Genomic DNA, 1927 nt, shown 5'->3' on the forward strand with positions numbered 1-1927 from the left:
CGCGTGGTGTGGCGGCGGGTGCCGGCGGGCTGCGCGAGCACGTGGCGGCGGCGTTGCCGGAGTACATGGTGCCGGCCGCCTTCGTCCCGCTGGACACCCTGCCGCTGACCCCCAACGGCAAGCTCGACCGCAAGGCCCTGCCTGCCCCCGTGTACGAGGCCGGAACGACCGGGCGCGGACCGCGCGACCAGCGCGAGGAGACGCTCTGCGCGATCTTCGAGGACGTCCTCGGTGTCGAGCGGATCGGCATCGACGACGACTTCTTCGTCCTCGGCGGGCACTCCCTGCTCGCCACTCGGCTGGCCGCCCGGATCCGGTCCGCCCTCGGCACCGAACTCTCCATCCGGGAGCTCTTCGAGTCCCCGACCGTCGCCGGCCTGGTCGCGGCGCTCGACCGCGCGCCCCGCGCGGCGCACACCGGCGTCCGGCGCGTCGAGCCGCGCCCCGAGCGGGTGCCCGTCTCGTACGTGCAGCAGCGGCTCTGGTTCATGAACCGGGTCGAGGGCACCCGGGCGACCTACAACGTCCCGCTCTCCCTGCGGCTCACCGGCACGCTCGACCGCGCGGCCCTCACCGAGGCGATCGCGGACGTCGTCGCCCGGCACGAGCCCCTGCGCACCGTCTTCGCCGAGGACGAGCAGGGCCCGTACCAGGTGGTGCTCGCGCCGCAGGACGTCCGGCCCGAGCTGGTCGTGGTCCCGGTCACCGAGGAGGAACTGGAGGAACGCCGCAACGAAGCCGCGGGGCACGTCTTCGACCTGGCCACCGACGCACCCGTCCGGGCCTGGCTCTTCACCCTCGGCGAGCAGGACCAGATGCTCCTCCTGCTCCTGCACCACATCGCCGCCGACGGCTGGTCCATGCCCGTACTGGTTCGCGACCTCGCCACCGCCTATGCGGCCCGCCGGGCGGGCCGTGCGCCGGAGTTCGCGCCGCTGCCGGTGCGGTACGCGGACTACACGCTCTGGCAGCGCGACATGCTGGAGACCGAGGACGGCCCGGTCGCTCGCCAACTCGACTACTGGACCGGGCAACTCGCCGACCTGCCGACCGAACTCGCCCTGGCCACCGACCGCCCGCGCCCGCCCGTCCCGTCCTACCAGGGCGGCCGGATCGCCTTCGACCTGCCGGCCGAGGTGCACCGGGCCCTGCTCGACCTTGGCCGGGAACAGCGGGCGAGCCTCTTCATGGTGCTCCAGTCGGCCGTGGCCCTGCTGCTCGCCCGCCTCGGCGCGGGCAGCGACGTTCCGATCGGTTCCCCGGTCGCCGGCCGCTCCGACGCGGCCCTGGACGACCTGGTCGGGCTCTTCATCAACACCCTGGTCCTGCGCACCGACGTCTCCGGCAACCCGACCTTCGCGGAGCTGGTCGCCCGCGTCCGGGACACCGACCTGGCCGCCTTCGCCAACCAGGACGTGCCGTTCGAGCGCCTGGTCGAGGTCCTCAACCCGGAACGCTCCCTCGCCCGTCACCCGCTGTTCCAGGTCGTCCTGACCGTCGACAGCACCGACCAGCAGTCGGCGCTCGGCGAGGTCGCGTCGCTGCTGGACCTCGACGTCACGCCCGGCACGACGGAGACCGGCATCGCCCGCACCGATCTGCTGTTCGGTTTCGTCGAGCGGCGGGACGCGGATGGTGTGGCGGCCGGGTTGCGGGGTGCGTTGCTGTTCTCGGTGGATCTGTTCGATCGTGGGACGGCTGAGGTGTTGGTGGGTCGTCTGGTGCGGTTGTTGGGTGAGTTGGTGGGTGGGGCGGATCGGCCGGTGGCTGATCTGGAGGTGTTGGATGCGGCTGAGCGGGGGTTGCTGGCGGGGTGGAATGACACGGGTGTGGAGGTCGCTGACGGTGGTCTGACGCTGGACGGGTTGTTCGCTCGGCGGGTGGTGTCGTCTCCGGGTGCGCCGGCGGTGGTGTTCGAGGGCCGTGT

1 protein-coding gene is annotated in these 1927 nt (G+C 72.5%); it reads left to right on the plus strand.

The genetic code is table 11. The features are described from left to right. Window positions 1-1927, plus strand: a 1927-nt coding sequence (locus AB0D10_RS46235) for a condensation domain-containing protein (protein WP_360269108.1), incomplete at both ends; no start/stop codon positions are given.

Origin of the sequence: Kitasatospora sp. NPDC048545, from assembly GCF_040651155.1 — a bacterium.
Classification (GTDB): Bacteria; Actinomycetota; Actinomycetes; order Streptomycetales; family Streptomycetaceae; genus Kitasatospora.